The sequence below is a fragment of the Rhodococcus sp. KBW08 genome (genome assembly GCF_003852455.1).
Classification (GTDB): Bacteria; Actinomycetota; Actinomycetes; order Mycobacteriales; family Mycobacteriaceae; genus Rhodococcus_F; species Rhodococcus_F baikonurensis.
In genome coordinates, this window is sequence record NZ_QAJJ01000001.1 from 41,337 (window position 1) to 56,296 (window position 14,960).

18 protein-coding genes and 2 pseudogenes are annotated in these 14,960 nt (G+C 59.8%); 6 read left to right on the top strand and 14 right to left on the bottom strand.

Translation table 11 applies throughout. The features are described 5' to 3' along the window. Nucleotide 1: 1 nt before the first annotated feature. On the bottom strand, nt 2–358 hold the full coding sequence (locus DBV08_RS00170; protein WP_054187082.1) for a helix-turn-helix domain-containing protein: 357 nt from the start codon (nt 356–358) through the stop codon (nt 2–4). Between the two features lie 251 nt (nt 359–609). Continuing rightward, on the bottom strand, nt 610–1,074 hold the full coding sequence (locus DBV08_RS00175) for a helix-turn-helix domain-containing protein (protein WP_124566199.1): 465 nt from the start codon (nt 1,072–1,074) through the stop codon (nt 610–612). Nucleotides 1,075–1,685: 611 nt separating this feature from the next. Here DBV08_RS00175 and DBV08_RS00180 point away from each other — a divergent pair. The 4 genes from DBV08_RS00180 (at nt 1,686) to DBV08_RS00200 (ending at nt 3,640) form a co-directional block, all read left to right on the top strand. Next, nucleotides 1,686–1,997, top strand: a complete 312-nt coding sequence (locus tag DBV08_RS00180) for a hypothetical protein (RefSeq protein WP_124566162.1) — start codon at nt 1,686–1,688, stop codon at nt 1,995–1,997. Nucleotides 1,998–2,298: 301 nt separating this feature from the next. Beyond that, on the top strand, nt 2,299–2,724 hold the full coding sequence (locus tag DBV08_RS00190; RefSeq protein ID WP_124566164.1) for a hypothetical protein: 426 nt from the start codon (nt 2,299–2,301) through the stop codon (nt 2,722–2,724). 29 nt (nt 2,725–2,753) lie between these two features. After that, a complete protein-coding gene (locus DBV08_RS00195; protein ID WP_124566165.1) occupies nt 2,754–3,314 on the top strand; it encodes a hypothetical protein in 561 nt (186 codons plus the stop codon). Beyond that, nucleotides 3,311–3,640 (top strand): hypothetical protein, encoded by a 330-nt coding sequence (locus tag DBV08_RS00200; RefSeq protein WP_124566166.1) that lies wholly within the window; start codon nt 3,311–3,313, stop codon nt 3,638–3,640. Before DBV08_RS00195 ends, DBV08_RS00200 begins: the two co-directional genes overlap by 4 nt. Before the next feature lie 2,584 nt (nt 3,641–6,224). Here DBV08_RS00200 and DBV08_RS32165 read toward each other — a convergent pair. Beyond that, the gene (locus DBV08_RS32165; RefSeq protein ID WP_185564370.1) at nt 6,225–6,389 is read right to left on the bottom strand and encodes a hypothetical protein; all 165 of its coding nucleotides are present in this window, start codon (nt 6,387–6,389) and stop codon (nt 6,225–6,227) included. A 315-nt stretch (nt 6,390–6,704) separates the two neighbouring features. On the opposite strand from DBV08_RS32165, the gene DBV08_RS00210 reads away from it, so the two are divergent. Beyond that, nucleotides 6,705–6,893, top strand: coding sequence for a PLD nuclease N-terminal domain-containing protein (locus DBV08_RS00210; RefSeq protein WP_260395209.1), 189 nt, complete (start codon nt 6,705–6,707; stop codon nt 6,891–6,893). Nucleotides 6,894–7,741: 848 nt separating this feature from the next. On the opposite strand, the gene DBV08_RS00215 is transcribed toward DBV08_RS00210, so the two are convergent. From DBV08_RS00215 to DBV08_RS00225, 3 genes are all read right to left on the bottom strand, one after another. Next, nucleotides 7,742–8,356, bottom strand: a complete 615-nt coding sequence (locus tag DBV08_RS00215) for a hypothetical protein (protein ID WP_124566169.1) — start codon at nt 8,354–8,356, stop codon at nt 7,742–7,744. Nucleotides 8,357–8,565: 209 nt separating this feature from the next. Then, complete coding sequence (locus DBV08_RS00220; protein ID WP_124566170.1) at nt 8,566–9,531, bottom strand: barstar family protein; 966 nt, start codon at nt 9,529–9,531, stop codon at nt 8,566–8,568. Continuing rightward, complete coding sequence (locus DBV08_RS00225; protein WP_124566171.1) at nt 9,509–9,682, bottom strand: transposase; 174 nt, start codon at nt 9,680–9,682, stop codon at nt 9,509–9,511. Before DBV08_RS00225 ends, DBV08_RS00220 begins: the two co-directional genes overlap by 23 nt. Before the next feature lie 627 nt (nt 9,683–10,309). Here DBV08_RS00225 and DBV08_RS00230 point away from each other — a divergent pair. Next, nucleotides 10,310–10,684: a hypothetical protein gene (locus tag DBV08_RS00230; protein ID WP_124566172.1), complete on the top strand. Its 375-nt coding sequence runs from the start codon at nt 10,310–10,312 to the stop codon at nt 10,682–10,684. 78 nt (nt 10,685–10,762) lie between these two features. On the opposite strand, the gene DBV08_RS00235 is transcribed toward DBV08_RS00230, so the two are convergent. The 8 genes and pseudogenes from DBV08_RS00235 to DBV08_RS00265 form a co-directional block, all read right to left on the bottom strand. Further along, nucleotides 10,763–11,101 carry a hypothetical protein gene (locus tag DBV08_RS00235; protein ID WP_124566173.1) on the bottom strand — a complete coding sequence of 113 codons (339 nt, stop codon included), beginning with the start codon at nt 11,099–11,101 and terminating at the stop codon, nt 10,763–10,765. Then, nucleotides 11,098–11,461: pseudogene (locus tag DBV08_RS00240) on the bottom strand (hypothetical protein); the annotation flags it as partial. The gene DBV08_RS00235 and the pseudogene DBV08_RS00240, both read right to left, overlap by 4 nt. 177 nt (nt 11,462–11,638) lie before the next feature. Next, nucleotides 11,639–12,256, bottom strand: a complete 618-nt coding sequence (locus DBV08_RS00245) for a DUF1109 domain-containing protein (protein WP_124566174.1) — start codon at nt 12,254–12,256, stop codon at nt 11,639–11,641. Between the two features lie 142 nt (nt 12,257–12,398). Beyond that, nucleotides 12,399–12,566 (bottom strand): hypothetical protein, encoded by a 168-nt coding sequence (locus DBV08_RS32170; protein ID WP_185564374.1) that lies wholly within the window; start codon nt 12,564–12,566, stop codon nt 12,399–12,401. A 95-nt stretch (nt 12,567–12,661) separates the two neighbouring features. Then, nucleotides 12,662–13,261, bottom strand: a complete 600-nt coding sequence (locus tag DBV08_RS00250) for a hypothetical protein (RefSeq protein WP_221621583.1) — start codon at nt 13,259–13,261, stop codon at nt 12,662–12,664. A 216-nt stretch (nt 13,262–13,477) separates the two neighbouring features. After that, nucleotides 13,478–13,741, bottom strand: a complete 264-nt coding sequence (locus DBV08_RS32680; protein ID WP_260395206.1) for a CorA family divalent cation transporter — start codon at nt 13,739–13,741, stop codon at nt 13,478–13,480. 113 nt (nt 13,742–13,854) lie between these two features. Continuing rightward, a pseudogene (locus DBV08_RS32685) lies at nt 13,855–14,214 on the bottom strand (CorA family divalent cation transporter); the annotation flags it as partial. A gap of 46 nt (nt 14,215–14,260) precedes the next feature. Continuing rightward, nucleotides 14,261–14,869 carry a hypothetical protein gene (locus DBV08_RS00265; RefSeq protein ID WP_124566178.1) on the bottom strand — a complete coding sequence of 203 codons (609 nt, stop codon included), beginning with the start codon at nt 14,867–14,869 and terminating at the stop codon, nt 14,261–14,263. Between the last annotated feature and the right edge of the window lie 91 nt (nt 14,870–14,960).

Below are 14,960 nucleotides of genomic sequence, written 5' to 3' on the forward strand. Positions count from 1 at the left end.
ACTAGTCATCGTCGGACTGCATCATCTTCCGAAACGGGTCGTACGCACGCGCTGCAACCTGCTCACGGTCACTGTCGCGAACATCCTGGATCCAGGCAATGGTGTGCTTGACCAACTCATACGTTTCTTCGTCACTGAAGTAGTCCATCGGAACATGAAAGACGTTGCAGATATCGCGAACCGTTTCTACGCCCGGTGACTGACGCTTACCACTCAGCAGTTGAGACATGTAACCGGTAGTCATCTTGCCGCCGCCGAAGCGGATTATGTCCACAACCTCGGTTTGCGTGTACGGACCACGACCTCGGGGGTGCACCGTGTCGAAGAGATGTCGGAGCCGTTCTGCGAATGTGCTCATCGTTCGTCCCTCCGTCCTCAATCGCCGTGCTGGATGGGCGCACTGGTCCAATGTTCAATTTCCAATACTGGCAAGTCTCACTACCCAATGCAACTTGCAATAGTAAGTTTTCAGTTTTAGGCTGACCTCGACCGTGAGGGGCAGCAATGATTTACAGAGTCAGGACTGACAGGCGGTGACCCACCGCAGCCGAAACGACCTATCTTCATCAGTCAGCACAAGAGCGAAGGCGACCAAAGAGAAGCCTGGACCTAGGCGGTCGCCTCAGGCCCCCGATGACGAACCCGCATATGCGCAGCAAGCAACTCGTCAACCGAGACACCTAGAACCGGGGCAAGTTTCTCCGCCACGACGTCTGACAAAGGAATTTCGCCCCGTTCGATGCCTCCGACAATCGGTGTCCGCAAGCCAGCCTGCATCCCGAGTTGCGGTTGGGTCAAACCCTTCAAGACGCGCCAATCACCCGGATACCTGTCAGCCTCAGGCACTCGTACGATATCGGCGATCTCTACACCCAACTCCGCCACCACAGTCGCCAAAAGATCAACCTGCGGTGAGGAATTCGACTGCTCCCAGCGCCGGATCGTTGTTTCACCCACTCCTGCCCGCCGCGCCAATTCCGCACGTGACAGCCCCGCAGTGCGGCGCGCAGCCACAAGACTTGACGGGGAAAACCCCCGCATCACTCGCCGACTCACAGCCAGCACCCTTCGCATCTCGTTGTCATTAGTAGACACTGTGCCGCCTCCTCGATACCATTCGCACACCCGGCTATTTTTAGATGACCGGTTTTAGATGGCGGTCAGGTCGTAGTCAACGAACTCAAGGGAGACAACTAGACCAAAAACGAAAGAGTCCCCCAGTCGCGCCAACGACCGAGGGACCAGACCAAACGGGATGCAACCCGTCCAGCATTTTCTTCTGACGCAGAAAGGATTCTGCGATGTCTATCTTAATGGACCCACCAGCTCCGGATGACGTGTTCCACGATCGGTATGCAGCTCTCTCCACATTTGCCCTTCGTCGGCTTGTTGCGCGGCATTCGTCGATCGGCGGGCGTTGCGATGGTTGCGGTTTCAGTTGTTCGGAGCTTGTTCCGTTGTGCCCGGAGGCTGCGGCCGCGTTGCGTGCGTTGACGCACCGTGAGGGCCGCGGATCATCTGCGGTCGTGTGGCCGCAGTTCAGTAATGACGATCTTCTTCGGGTTGCTGCTTCGCATCATCCTGATCGGGTTGGTCGGTGCGCGCGGTGCGGGTTCGTTTTCTCGTCGGAGTGCGATGTGTGCCCGACTGTGCGAGCTGTTCGTGTGGAGTTGGAGGTTCGGGGAGTGGTGCCGATTGGCGGTGCCGAGCCGGGCAAGGGTTTGTGCGCGGGGAAGTCACGTTCGTGGGAGATGGATGGCCGCACGGTGGTGGAGTGGCGTCGCGCGATCTCCTCGTGTGAGGCGTGCCCGTTGTTGGCGCAGTGCCGCATCGATGCGGCCGCGGCCGTGGAGCGCGGCGATGGTCCGCAGCGAATGATCATGGCGGGCAACGCGTATGACAGTCACGGCAATATCGTCGACGGTGCACGTTTGGGCCTGTACGAGTCGTTGACGACAGCAACGCGCCGTCGCCGGGATTCGGAGGTGGCCGCGTGAGGGCCGCGGTGCCGCCGCCGACTGTGTTGGCGTGCGCGGTCGATCCTCAATCGTGGGATCTCGATGAGGGCTCGTATCGCGCGGGTGTGGATGCGCAGGCGGAGTGTTTCCGGTGTCCTCGTTTGGCGGATTGCCGGAAGGAGTTGTCGTCCATGGTGGCGGCAGGTACTCCGCCTCGGTCGATGATTTGGGCGGGTGTGCCGTTCAGTCATCGTGGCCGGCCGATTACCTCGGATGCGGTGTGGCGTTCGTACTATCGGCGGGTCGACGGGCATCGCGGTACTTCTCGTGGGAGCGCTGCGTGACCCCGATTGTGGGGTCTGTCGATCCGGTCTTCACACGGCCGCTCGAGACAGCCGCATCGGATGAGTCCGCGGCACTGATCTTGAGGACATTCGATTCAGCGTGGTCTGTGTACGGAATCCTCACCGACACGCACGGCTATCTGCCGGTACGGGACCGCTACGACCGGTTGTGGATCCTCGTCGAAGTCGCCGGCCGCCTGCGTAGTCGCCGCACCTTCATTCACGATCACCCGGACATCGGTGACTCACCGGATGTGTACGGGTTGATCGACGTGGACTCCCGCGCAGTTCTTCATGCCCGCGATCTGATCGAAGCCCACGGCCCGTTGAGGGTAGACCCCTCCCCTGCCGCGGTCCTCGCACCTCTCCGTACCGGTGCGACGGATGCCGCACACCTTCCCACCTGCACGTCACCATCCTAGTTCGACGTCACCCGATTGGACTGCCCCACATGACAACACACCGCTTGCTCGACGAACTGAACAACCCCCACCGCCCCCTCCCCGACATCATCTACGGGATCAGTACCGGGGCCCTCCCCTCCCCTGCCTCGACCGGCCTTCCCGCCGAACGATGGCAATGGCTCGCACACCTCCTCACCCACCCGCGCTGGGGAATGACCGCGATCGTCGACGGACTCGACCACGTCTGCGCCCCCGTCGCCCGGCTATGCCAACTCACCGCCCACCCCATCCACCCCCTCAACATGCGAGAACTGTGGGCCGCAGAACAACTCCCCACCACCGAACTCATCGCAGCGCATTCCCCGCACGAGGACGGTCACTTGGAAGTCCTCAACACTGCCCTGGAGCTGATCACCGACGGACTCGACCACTGCAACGGACTCGAACCCTCCGGGATCGAAGCAGTCACCTCAGCATTCACCGCCATCATCACCGCACAGGACCCTGCGACCGCCCGCGCAAGTATCACTGCGGCCGTCGAACACTGGATTCATCCCACACACACCACCGCATCATCTATTTCCATGCAGTTGGGGGCAGCATCATGACAACAACACCGCATCGATCGCCGCTGATCGAATCCATGATCAGCACCGCCTCCACAGCGCTCCTGAAAGAAGTAGGCATCACCTTCCCCACCGACGCCGAGATGGCCGAGGTACGCCAACTCGCCGAAACGATCGTCCGGGACACCCTCGACGCACTCGCCGGACCGCGCGAGTTGTCGGTCGGATTGCGCGACAACCTCCTCGACGTCGCTGACCTCGTTGCCTCCGATCCGGAAACTGCGTCGGTCGATCAGATTCACGAAGTCGCCGTTGCACTGCGGGGGCTTCTGGATCTGCACATCCCCGTTCGCGCGAATCATTCGTGATTGCGCTCGTTCTCGCTGTCGCGTTGGGGTGTGCAGGTGTCGTGGGAGCAGTGTTTTCGCTTCACCCACACGTTCCTGACACGCGACACGCGACAGATCCACACATCGGAGGCCGGCGTCCGTCGCAGACCGCCAGCGGCAACTGATCTCAATAAACACCCGGCCTGACCCGAACACCGCCGAAAAGGGAGCCCCGCCACCACCAAGCGTGACATCCGAAAGACATTGACGCACAACTCCATAGACACAGTCCAGAAACGACGAAACCCCCTTACGGGGGTTCGCCACACACTGAGCCAAATCAACAGCAAGCCAGGCCCGGCTCGCTGTCACTGATGAAGCCGAAGTAACCGCTCCGCCTTCTGTACTGCACAACTTCTTCACCCACATGAAGGGATCTACCTGTGACAGGTACATCTCAGGGTAACGCACACCCTGAACCAGCTTCAACACTTCCACACAACACAATCCTCGACCGCTCACTATCAACGCGCCACGCCCCCGTCTCCGACGACGAATGGGCCCACGCCGTACAACAAGCCACCGAAAACGTCACCCGCATCGAAACACTCAACCGAACCAGCAACCAACGCGGAAACTCATGGTCCCTCCCCACCCCCCACGGCACCTACAGCCGTACCCCCACCTGGACCAGCCGCACACACTGGCAACACCAAGTCCGCACACTCCTCAACTCCCCCACCGGCACGAAACTCTGCACAAACCACACCATCAGCACCGAAGCCGTCTTCGCCGTCGCCGTCATCCACGCCTCCCTCGCCGAAAGCGCAACCGGACGATCAGTGACCGCCTCACGCGAGACCATCGCCCACCGTGCAGGAGTGAGCACCTCCACCGTCAAACGCGCCCGCCGAGTCCTCACAGCCCTCGGAGTCGCAGTAGAACTCGTCCGCGGTCGCTACCTCAACCGCCTCGAAGCCATGGCCGCAGAATCACACCACGGACACCGCCAATTCCGCGCAGCCTCCACCTGGGCACTCACCACACCCCGCCCGGTAGCCACAACCGTCACCCCTCCCTCCACGAAACCCAGAAAAACCTCCCGAGCCACACTGCGCACCAACGCATACCGATCCAGAACCACCACACGGAACCATCCACAGCCCGGCACGCGTGACCCCCTATCCCCCTCCGGGGGATTTGCACTTAAAGCTCTTGCTTTCAAGATCTCACCAACGCGCGCACAAGCACACGCGGGCAAGACACCACACCAACCAACAACCACACCCCGACCTCTCCACCTCCAACGCGCAGCCGCCGAACTCATCGCCCAGGCACCAGCACTGAAACCAGCCGGCCACATCGGAACAATCTGCGACGCCCTCCAACACACCGGAATCGACACCACCCGATGGACTGGACGGGACATCGCACACCAACTCACCACAGACACCCAACAACGAGGCTGGACGTGGCCCAACCACATCCCACGACCGTCCGCATTCCTACGCTGGCGGCTAACCCACATCGACTGGGCCGCACCCACCCCCACCGAGCGGAACGACGAACACAATCGCACTCGACGCGCTGACCAGCTCGCCCGCCACTCGGAATTACGCGCACGCGGGGAACGCGCCGCCTCGGAAGCAACCCGAATAGAAATACTCCGGACATTCCGGAGCGCTTCTACCCCTACGGCCAATCTGCTGCCGTCATGACGCCGCGCCACCATCGAAGCCACGTAAACGCCTTCCAATCGAATGAGATACCGCTGGGTCCCCATCAACGATCCGAACATCCGAATGCATCTCCACTGCAGCATATTTCACGAATGATCTTGGCCGAAAGATCCCAACCGCGAAGGCGCGAGGTGGCGGTAGCTCCGCTACTCGCCCCGACGTACCCACCCGGACGCGCTCGGCGCCTCCGACCAACCGTCGCAGATCCGCCAACTTCACGTCCCACTCTGCTGACAAACCTGACCTCCGAAGCTAAGTCGAACAGCAGCACGGAGAAATATCTTGAGAACCAATTCGTGAATCGATCGTGGCATCAGTGAAATTCGCAACTCTTGTAAAATTCGTCGTACCGACTCGGCCACGGACACGACCCCGCACCATCACCGGTACGGGTCGCGACCGAGATTCCAACTTGGGTGAAAACTAGTTGCACGACGACAATGAGAACAGCAAACGCTGTTTTCCATCCATGACAGACGGACACGAGCGCGGACAGCAAAGCCATGAACAAGAACCCCAAACCGTACAATTCCGGGCGCTCGAACCCGCCACCCGATCCGACGGTTACATACACGGACATCCACAAAGCCGCTTCGAAGAGCCCGCTGGTCCACCACTTGCCATGAACCTTCCTGGTTACCACGAAATATGCCACTCGAGCAACGATTACGAAAAACGCAATCCCTGAAAGCACTTATCCCCCAATAATTCCCGCGACTAACTCCCACACGTCAAACCGAATAGTTTGCACGTTGACACAAGCACACCACAACGTGCGGCCAAACACTGAATCTCACAGTTCTGGAGCTTTCACAATCAACCGACATACAGCGCAGCGGATTCAATGACACCAACGGCATCTCCCAATTCTGTTGTGGTACGGCTCAGTGTCGGCCGGCGATCATCAGTTGACCATCAGGGGTTTCCACCGAACCCGACTGGCTGTGGCGGTTATCGGACGACTCGATTTCGTCTTCACCAGGTGAACAGGCCATCAGTGCTCCGGCCAGCATCAGGGCCGTCCAGGCTGCACCCAGCGAGATTCTCATGCCCTGGAGCTTGCCATGTCGGAGCACACACGAAATCAAATATCCGTTGGACGAGCACCAACTCGAACCTGCTCAGATCGTTCCTGCGGGTTTAAGTGTGCATTTTGACCATCGACAAAACGGACTACTCATGGGACATAGAAACCGCAGTCCCGTCATCAGCCAAAAGTTGCTCGCCTTCAAGTAGAACTCTTCCCGGCGATATGCTCGATACATGGAGAGTGAACCATCAGGAGCAAGCACATGAATGAGGGCCCTGGCACCTCTGAAAACCTAACTGTCCCAATAGGTGCTGATATTACGTGGACAATGATGATGCTGGGCTACCTTCTCTTGGCCATCGCTGCGTTGGTTTCCATCTTTCGAACGCCACATGACCGCGCCGCATCAAAATTCTGGTGGTCGGCTCTTGTCATCGTGATCCCCGTCGTCGGAGCGGCAGGTTGGTTTCTATTCGGAGCACCTTCACTGCGTCGACGCGCCCAGGCCGACTCGCGCTCGTAGTCCGCGCACCCTAGGGAACATCAAGAGCCGTCTCCGACCGTGTGCTGGGTCGACATCAGGGCCCTGATGAGTCTTCCCACCTCAGAGAAGTGTGGATCAACTGTGCTGGGTGCCGCCGTGTCGGCTATTTCGGGGGTAGGTGCTCAGCCACATCCACATTGGTGCCTTCGGCGTGATCCATATGCCCGCTCCGTCTCTCGGTTCAGCGAATCGCCCGGTGGTGCTGCGAGCAGTTACGAAGGGAAAGGCGACAGGTCAAATCTCTTGTGGGATACGGGATCCATTCGATCAGAATGGTTCATCGCCATCACCGCCTGCTAGTAGCAGTACCCACCCAGCCAGCATGGGGCGTTGTCTCGTATCCACACGCGGATGTTGTCCGGAACGAGCCCATAGGGCATAAGCCATCAGATCAGGGGGAAGTCCACGTCCTTCACCTTCCAGTTGGGTTCTGCGACTATCGGCAATATCCGCCAGCCCAGCACGTCTAGTTATCGACGATCCATTGACGAGTCCACGCCGTGAACAGTGGCGCCGGTTGAAGCCAATAGATCCAGGGAAATCCATTCAGATCATCATCCCTTCGGTCGCCCCGACCGCCTCGACGCTAGCTTGGCGAGTTGACGATGGGAAGGTTCGCCTGTACCGGCAGAGTCAGCGCAAACGCGAGTGCGGGCGATTACCCTGATCAGTGCTGACGACCATTGGTCCCTCAAACCCGGGGGGGAACTCCGCTCGAAGTCGTTAGTCCATCAATCAATCGTTCGTTCCGAGACGGCAATCTGTGAGACTCCGAGCAGGAAGCCGGAAACCGGTGATCCCAATACGGGAGATCTCAGACGGCCAATTCATCTCCCGCACGTCAGATCGACAACGAGGAGCTCTTCGCGGTAATCGCCCTCGTCACCTTCAGCCGTTGGATACGTGTACACGCCCACTGGACTCCGGCAGAGTTCATACTCGCGCGCAGTTCCCAAAAGATACTGGCTCGCGATCCACCCGTCGGGAGCTTCGGCAGGAATACCGATCGCGACGGAAATCATCCGGATGCGGTCCACCCTGCCAACGGTCGGGAGCACGCGAGCCCGGCTCGGTCTGCCGTCGACCCGATCAGCAGATTCCAGTACATTGAGCGCTCCTGACAGCTCGATACGATGCGCGACTGGAAGCGGCAGATCAACCGCCGTCGCGACCCGGACTCCCGCCAACTCCGCCACCACGTCAACGGCAACAGGTCTCCCACCCTGCGTGACGTATGTATCGCGGGTCTCGGCCGCGATTTCCGAGTGCAACCGAAACGGCATGGTTAAGTGCCATCCCTCCGAAAGATCGCACCACCAGCGTCCCAGCGTGGGCGTCCATGACAGGTGGACACCAATCTGGCCACCCAGATGGAAAGGCGCGGTGTAGGGCAGCACGTCGGACTTGATCACAATCGGCACCGTGAGAAGACGCTGGGTCATGACTCCATCACATGGTTGAGCACTGGTCGATCATATTGCCGGGTACGGTAGCTCGACTCAGGAACGATGACCGGTACATCGCCGCCGAAGCTTCGCTGATGCGTGCGGGCTCCCTGATTGCAGGTTCGTAACATCGCGTCATGCTTCTTTCTCACGAACGCGTCAGAATCCTCACTCCGGTCACTATCCGTTAACGGATCGGGGACCAGTCACGAATCCACTTGCCGGTTACCGTTCGGGAAGTCGGCCAACTCCTGGTACTTCTCAAACGCGGCTTCCTGATAGCCGATGTTGTACAAGGTCTGTGACATCTGCTCGAAGAGCATGCCCGCCCGCTCGACGACGCGAAAGATCTCTTCGCCGAGCGCCATGGCATCCCCCACTCCGCGGACACCGATGAATACGTCCCAGAATTGCTGGCCGGGCTGTCGCCGTGCACTGGGATGTTCTCGGTGGAAACGGACTGAGTTCTCCGGTACGAGTGCGGGATCGAGAATCTGCCACCGCCCGATCTCGCCGAGAACGGGTGCGACCACCTTGTCGAGCGCGGACACATACCCAGCAGCCTCATTGGACGTGGCGTAGATCCGAAACCCGAATTCGAGGACGTCAGCTTCCTCGAAAGGGACCGGCGGATCCGGAGGTGTATCCCACACCGTGCCCTCGCAGACGTCGACATCCCCGACCGTCCCGAGATCAGCCGCAATTGTCTCCACCAAGCACAGCATCGGATGGCCGTAGAGAGCCGCCAGACGCGCTTGCCTTGCGAAGATCTCCAGGATGCTCCGGCCGGTGCAATGGTCGATGTGCAGCAGCACGCCGAAGTCCGCGATCGCAAGGACAGTTCCCACCGTCGCAGGGTCGCTGCCGTAGCTGAAAGTCGCGACATCACTGAGGACATCGTTGAACGCATCAAGGTTCTTTCCGTAGTAGTCCGGGAACGACATCGATGCTGCGAACGCGGCGTGCATGTCCTCAACCGAGGCCCATTCCTGAGCCTCGAACTCATGCACCAGATAGCCGAGGTCCGTGAGTCGTGTGCACGCACTGTCGAACTGGAACCGAGTGGCGTACCGGAACACGAACCCCGACTGCAGAAGCGTCCAGTCGAACCCCTGCCGCTGCTCAGCGAACAGTTCCCGCTCAGTCGGATCAAACACCACCCTGCGCGCCATCCACCGAGCGTATGCGTATCGGATCGCGATCGGGGACGTTGTCGACGAGCGTCGTCAGATCCGCTTCGTCGTTCGCGACACGGCGGGAGAACAATTGCGTTCCGTCGCTGTCGATCACCACGCAATGGTGGTGGGCTTTACCTGCGTCGATTCCTGCCTAGAGTTGCTTCACATGCACCCCTTCGGTTGGTTGTCGAGTCGACTGAAAAGCCTGGTGGACGACCTCTCCGTCGTGCCCTTACACAGCGATATGGTTCGCGTCTCTCAATGAGCGGTCGAGTCGTCGAGAACACCGGGCGGCCATTCTCCTACAGCCATGCGCACAGCAGAAACAAAAGAGCCATACCCGGCGTCCCCAGGCAGCTCCGAACCTACAAATATTCGGCCATCACCGCCCAGCAAAAACGGTAAGGGAACAAATAGAACGCTTTTCCGGACGGAGCGAAGCGGAGTTCTCTTCGGAGGAAACCGCAGGTGGCCGGGCCGCCGGGCAGGCGGAAGCAGTCGGTGATCCGACCGACCGGGTTGAGTGCCAGGCATTTACTCATCGGGAGCCGAAAGCGGCAAGCGGTCCGTTTCCACGTCCGCACCGAAGGACGATAAGCCTTGTTTCGCCTAGTCATAAAGTATGAATGACCAGATTGCGAGCCTTTTCCGCTACCGCTAACGTGACCGACGTCATGTTGTCGCAAATGTTCGGTTATCACATTTTTGCGATACCGTCAGTTACATCAAGTGGGTTGCGGCCGATGCAGCCTTCGCGTCACAGGAGGTTTCCATGTCCCGTTCACGTATGGCCGTAGCTGCACTGTTGGTCCCGGTCGCAGCCGGTGCTGTCGCCCTCCTCGGGGCGGGTGCAGCCTCCGCCGCTACGCCGTACTCCGGCAACGGGTATGTCGGCATTCGATTCGATCCGAACGAAACTCAATTCATTGCCGACACCAATGCCGCGAATTTCCTCGAGGTTGTTCCGAACGACTACTGGAGCATCGCCCTCGGCGAAGGCTCGATCTACAAGGGCGACGGCCAGTACGTCTACGCCAGCATCGATCAGTTGGTCGAGGAAGCAGCGTCCCACCGAGGTGAGATCTCCTTCTCGCTCACAGATCCTGCGATCTGGAACAACAACATCTACATCCTCCAGGACTGGTGACATAGGTCGAGTTCGTACGCGTAGGGCCGGTGAACGCATTGCTCACCGGCCCTTTTCGCGTGTCCGTAATTGCCCGGCTCAAATAGTGGCCGGCACTTCGGTGACGGCGTCGGCGGTCACGAGCATGTCGATTTCGACGAGGTTGGTACCGCCGGCATCGGTGACTCGCACGGTTACTCCGGCCAGCCATTGTCCGTCGTGCATTTTGACCCAAAACTGTTGGGTTGCATCGAGATACCCGGACATATAGAGCGCGGACGTTTTCACCCGCATGCTCACGTGATCTGCGCGTGATGCTCCTCCGCGCCCGAGCGGGAGCGCCCGTCCGATATCGACTTTCACTGCCCTCGGCTCGTCGAATATCCTGATCACCCGGTTGTCGGGCAAGCGTTCGGTCCAGTGGTCGGTGTTGATCACTGCGCTGCCCTCAACGGCGGTGTCGATGTGAGGGTGTTGTCGTCGGTGGCCCCAGCGGAGTTGTGCGGTGTCGTCGCGGATCTCCAGACTGCCTGTGCGTTGTTGGAATCCTTTGCCGGCGACCGCGACGTCGAGCTGAATGCCTGTCACTCGCCCTCTCCCTGCTGATAATCCTGAATACCCGGAGAGGCGGGACGAGATCCGCAGATCCGGACCGTCCCATTGCCCCTCAGCGACGATGAGCAGTGATCCCTTACTCCTCGCACGTGCAGCGACCGCTCGTCCCCGTGAGGGCGTCACAGCGCCACCGGCGAGTCCCAGTACAACGGCTTCGAAACCCTCCAGCAGAATTGCTGCCACTTCTCTTGGGTACAGCGCCGTCTCAGATATTTGGGAACACGGTCGTTGCAGCTCAAGGGCTTTCACCGCGAACCTAGCAGATTGCAACAGGTGTCGCGCAGTAGAAACAACAGCCACCGGCCCAAAACGGGAGCGGCGCTATTTCTCAAGTCCTTTCATGGCGAACGTACAGTTCAGCTAGTCGCGCCAGATCGCTGTGAACTCGTACCAGGGGCCGCTGAGATGCGTGGCAGAGAAAGCACCGAACCCCGATGGCGTACCGGCAGGCGAATACACCCACCCCCGCGAGGTGGCGAACATGCTGTCGTTGTCGATGAAATAGACCTCATCAGGAGGTGCGACACGGGCGCGACGGATATCGAACGGGCCGATCTCCAACTGTTCGGCAACCCTTCCCAGATTCTCGAGGAGGTCGAGCGCGACGGTCTCGAATTCTCCACTCTTGTCGAGGAAAGACACCTGAGGCACCAACATCACCACAGCGACCGCGCCGACGACAACGATCGGTGCAGGCAATATCCACCACGACCAGCACCGATCCTGGCCCAAGACGTACAGCGTACGAATCGCCCACACCAACCCCACCACCGCCAGAATAAACAACGCCGCAGCAGAAACGAGCAGAGGATCCAACCATCGGAAATCCCCGAACGGGGAAGGCCACCACCCGTAATGCACACACAGCAACACAAGAACCGGAACAACAGTGAACGCAAGAAGAATCGGGCCCGGAGGCTTCGACGATGCGGGCGGATCAGCTGCTACCCATTCACCCAACGACCTCAGCTTTCGCATCACCCCACCGTATCGCTATGTAGAAGGGCGGACCTCAGCGATGCCACCCTCGGACCGACCCAGATCGCTGCGGGCATCCATCGCGCCGGCGGTCGATCCCCTCGTTGTTTTTCAAGTTGTTCCCCCAATGTTCTCCGCGCCCTCATTTGAAGCGGCGGATGTTGATCTCCAACAGGACCACCACCATCAGTGTCACAGCCGAAGCAATCAACAAAGGTGTGCGGACATACTCGACTTTCGACCACGCCGAAGCAGCCACAATCACAATGAGCACGAACAAAGCCAACACCGAGATCTGAAGATTTCGCATTTCCCCTCACATTGGTAAACGAGCACACTTCATACGCTGCGCAACGCAATACAAGACCCAGCTGCGTCGAGATCTCATAGGTCTAGACAAGCCCTCTAGGTGCCCTGCTCGAAGGAGAACCAGTTCTCCACAACGGGTTTGAGCCGGCGGAACCGATCCAGATTCGGAGTGCAGTTCGCTGTGTACAACCACCCCACGACCTCAGTAGGGGTGCTCCGCCTGCCATCGACGAAATACACACAGCTGCCATCCCGGATGAAAACAGTGGAGAACTCGTAACCGCCGATCTCGGTGGAACCCAGATGCTCGGTACCGTCCCGCAGCATCGAGTCCGCAATCATCGCCATCTCTGCATTGGCTCGATCGAAAGCGCGATCCGTTGGCGTTTGGACCGCGAAGAACACGAGAGTGGTCGCCACCACGAACAGAGGGGCAAGTCCCATCCGCCACGACAGGCGCTGCTCACGTTTCCAGAAACCATAGGACCGGACAACCCAGAACACCCCGACCACGGCCAAGCCCAGAAGCGCGAAACACACGGTGGCGGGTTCGAGGAAAATGACTGCGGCTGTGGGATATCGCCACCAGTCGTAACGCACGCCCGCAAGAAGCGCGAGAAAAGGCACTGCAACGAGCGCGACACCCAGCGCAGGCGGACGCACTCGTCGAGTATCCCTGCCGGCGCTATCGAACACCTGCCTCCTCCTTCTTCGATCCCCGATCATCGATCCTTTGCCCACCCCACCATTCACCGACGGTTGAGAGTAACGGAATCGATCTGCCTAACAATGGTTTCGACCTGATCCGCCCGGCAACAGCGTGGCCGCGAAGGCAGGGTGGTTCGGTCGTTCACGCCCGTTCGGTTCCAGGAGTTCCGGCCGCACCCGGCCAAGACCTTCAGACGATGGCCTCTACAGCCAGCGTTTGCGGCGGAACAAGGTGAACAACGACACCGCGATGATCCACCACAATAGGTACCCGTACCGCCACCCCAGTTCCGGCATGAACTGAAAATTCATGCCATAGATCCCGGCAAACGCAGTCACGAACGCCGCCACCGACGCCCACGCGGTGATCTTGCGCAAATCCGTGTCCTGCTGCAGATTGACCCGAGCAAGAGTCGCAGCAACGAGAGAGCTGATGACATCGTCGAATTCGACGATCCGTTCCGCCACAGCTGCGTGGTGTTCGGCGACATCACGCGATGCCTGTGTACGTCCTTCGGAATCGGCTCCGGCAACGAAGTGGCGGCAGCGAGCGTGGACCGCGCCGCCGCGAGCGGGTTGACCGAACGCCGCAATTCAAGCACCTCACGTTTGACGAGATAGATCTGCTCGACCGGCGTGTAACGATCGGGGCTGAGCAACTCCACCTCCAATGCGTCGATATCGACTTCAACCGAACCGACGACGCCCAGGTAACCATCGACGATCCGATCGATGACCGCGTGCAGGACAGCCCACGGCCCCATTCGGATGTGTTCCGGTGATCCTTCGAGTTCGGCGCGCACGCCGGCCAACGCGGTGTGAGCACCGTGCCGGACAGTGACGATGAAATCCGACCCGACAGCAGCGAGGATCTCATTCGTCTCGACGATGTCGCCGGCGGTGCCGATCGACGTCGGCGAGAGATAGTGGGCCGTGCGCATCACCAACACCGTCACCTCGTCTTCCCTGCCTGCCACTCACCGGCGTTCAGCAGTAGCGGGGTGGGGAAATATCCGGATCATCGACTACAACGTCGATCCGAGGATCCGCAGTGAGGAGGTCGATCGCTTCGGCGGGTCCCGCGATCACTGCGAAGTGCGGATCGACATCGCCCGTGACGCACCAAACGCGATCTGCCGGCCACATGAACGCCGGATTCTGCACCCTCTCATACGATTCCATCTTGACGGCGCTTCCCCAGTCACCCAGATCCGCAAGTGCACCACAGAACAACCAGCAGTCACGGTTGGGGATCTTCACCATCGGAAGGTCGTCACCGATGACGTCCCAGCCCCAACCGTCCCACAAGCAGAAGAAGCAGTTCTCAGGTGTGCTGGCGTAGGGGGCCAAGATGTCTGCGACGATTTTGAATTGGTCAGATTCGGTGAGATAGCCGTCATCCTCCGGAGTGAGAGGGGCGGCCGGACTGGCAGCGTCGACTTCTTTTTGACCCTCGTATGTCGGGTCCGATATGAAGCGCAGTCTCGCGTATGCCGGGAACCCGACTGGATCGCGCGCAGTGAGTTGGTACCACGGCAGATCCTGCCCGACCAACCAATCGGCAGCCAATACGTCCGTACACACCCTCAGGCTCATTCCCTCATTCCCGGCTGCAACGCGTCAATCGTTCACCTACAAGCACGACGACACGCACCCCACAGAGTGGATTCTGGTTGCTCACGCGGGC